3 protein-coding genes are annotated in these 2,106 nt (G+C 68.4%); 1 reads left to right on the top strand and 2 read right to left on the bottom strand.

Translation table 11 applies throughout. From position 1 onward, the window contains the following. Positions 1-696, top strand: a 696-nt coding sequence (locus tag NT132_RS11775) for an aldehyde dehydrogenase family protein (RefSeq protein WP_297789071.1), incomplete at its 5' end; no start/stop codon positions are given. Between the two features lie 91 nt (positions 697-787). On the opposite strand, the gene NT132_RS11780 is transcribed toward NT132_RS11775, so the two are convergent. Then, positions 788-1,378, bottom strand: coding sequence for a PadR family transcriptional regulator (locus NT132_RS11780; protein WP_297789073.1), 591 nt, complete (start codon positions 1,376-1,378; stop codon positions 788-790). Positions 1,379-1,511: 133 nt separating this feature from the next. After that, on the bottom strand, positions 1,512-2,106 hold a 595-nt coding region (locus NT132_RS11785), incomplete at its 5' end, for a MarR family winged helix-turn-helix transcriptional regulator (protein WP_297789076.1).

Below are 2,106 nucleotides of genomic sequence, written 5' to 3' on the forward strand. Positions count from 1 at the left end.
GACGCGATCCTCGATGACACGCACCTCGACCGCCTGTTCGCGGCGATCTACGACACGACCGGGCAGATCTGCATGAACGCGAAGCGCGTCTTCGTGCACCGCTCTCGTCGCGATGAGCTGGTGGCGGGCCTCGAGGCGCGCTTGAACCGTGCCGTGCTCGGGTACGGCCTGGATGAGGGCACGACGATGGGCCCGCTGCATCAGCCGGCGCAGAAGGCGTTCGTTCAGGAGATCATCCAGGAAGCGAAGGATGCGGGCGCCGACGTCCGCGAATTCGGCGAACTCCCCGGCGGCGACCTCGCCGGCGGCAACTTCGTCCGCCCCGCGATCGTCGTCGATCCCGACCCGTCGCTGCGGGTGGTGACGCAGGAGCAGTTCGGTCCCGTCATCCCGATCATCTCCTTCGACACCGAGGAGGAGGCGATCGCGCTGGCGAACGACACCTGGGGTGGCCTGTGCGGGTCGGTGTGGACCGCATCCCCCGAGGCGGCGCAGCGCGTCGGCTCACAGCTCGTGTGCGGGTACGTCTGGGTCAACGACCACGGCGCCACCCGCCTCGACCTCCGCGCCCCGTTCGGTGGCATGAAGCAGTCCGGATTCGGCCGCGAACAGGGCATCGAGGGCATCCGCGCATTCCAGGACACCCGCTCCATCGCCACGATCGACCCCGAGGCGCTCGCCGCCATGGCGCACTGACCGGCGCCCCTGACGCCGAGACTGCTTCTGCGCGCCGAGACAGCGGGGTTACCCCGCAGTCTCGGCGTCCAGAAGCAGTCTCGCGGTCAGGTCAGGATGCGGGGTGGTCGAGGCGGTCGACCAGGGCGCGGCCGCGGCGGGCCCACGCGATCTCGCCACGGGCACGCTCGGCGAGCCCCTCATAGGTGAAGCGCTTGTACTCGATCGTGCGCTCGCGCTCGGACTCGGGGGTCACCTCGAGGCGGCGGACCAGCATGGGGTTGCTCAGCGCGTCGATGTGACCGAGCTCGCCTTCGAACTGGGCGAGTTCGCCCTCCCAGTGGGCGATGTGGGCGCGGAGGAACGTGCGGGCCGCATCCGGTTCCGCGGACTCCAGGTACGCCGCCCGCAGATGGGCCGGGTCGCGGAAGCGCTGGTAGTCCAGCGGGCCGTTCATCCAGTCTCGGAACGCCTGCTCGCCCGCGGGTGTGACGTGGTACAGCCGTCGCAGGCCCCGTTCGCCGCGCGCCTGCTCCTCTGCTTCCACGAGGCCCTCGCTGGCCATCTTGCGCAGCTCGGGATAGATCTGCGAGTCGGGGGCATGCCAGACATGCCCGACCGACAGGGAGAATTGCTTCTGCAGGTCGTAGCCGGATTGGGGGCCGACGCGGAGGATCGCCAGTAGCGCGTATCGCAGGCTCATGGTGCTCCTCTCGGGTTGTCCGTCATGCTACTGGGAGCTTCGAGCATGAGCCCGGACCCCCGGAAGGCGGACTTCGCTCCTGATCGCCCCTTCACCTTACCTATGCACATAGGTAAGGTCGAGCGAGGGGGACTCAGCGAGCGTCGTCGGTGACGGGCGCGGAATCGGATGCGGCCGACAACTCCGGCATCTTCTGCAGCAGCCGGCCGAGCAGGTGATTGAGCTGTTCGACCTCGCTGGGGCTGAGATCGGCCAGCACGATCTCCTGCCCCTGCAGCGAGATCGGCTTCATGCGATCGTGCATCTCGGCCCCTTCCCGCGTGAGGTAGAGCGGACGGGACCCCCGCGCCCCGTCGGCGGCGACGATGAGGCCGCGTGCGATGAGGGTGTTGACGCTCTTGGAGACCACGGCCTTGTTCATCGCCACGAACTCGGAGATATCGCTGGAGGTGGCCCCGGGCCGGATCCCCAGCGCGGAGATCACGCGCCAGTCGTTGGTGCCGAGATTGAACTCCCGGCGCAGCAGCCGGGACTCCCGCCAGACGAGGGCGTTCGAGAGCAGTGCGATCAAGCGGGGCGTGAAGCTCTCCGCGTCGATCACGTGCGGAAGCGGAGTCGTCACGATCTCGGGGGTGCCCAGGAACAGCGGCCCCGCCTCGGAGTCCACATCCGTTACCAATCGCACTCCGTTCCAGCGGCGGATCACGTCAGAATCCGTGGGGTGAGTC

Source organism: Microbacterium sp. (assembly GCF_026393345.1).
Lineage (GTDB): Bacteria > Actinomycetota > Actinomycetes > Actinomycetales > Microbacteriaceae > Microbacterium.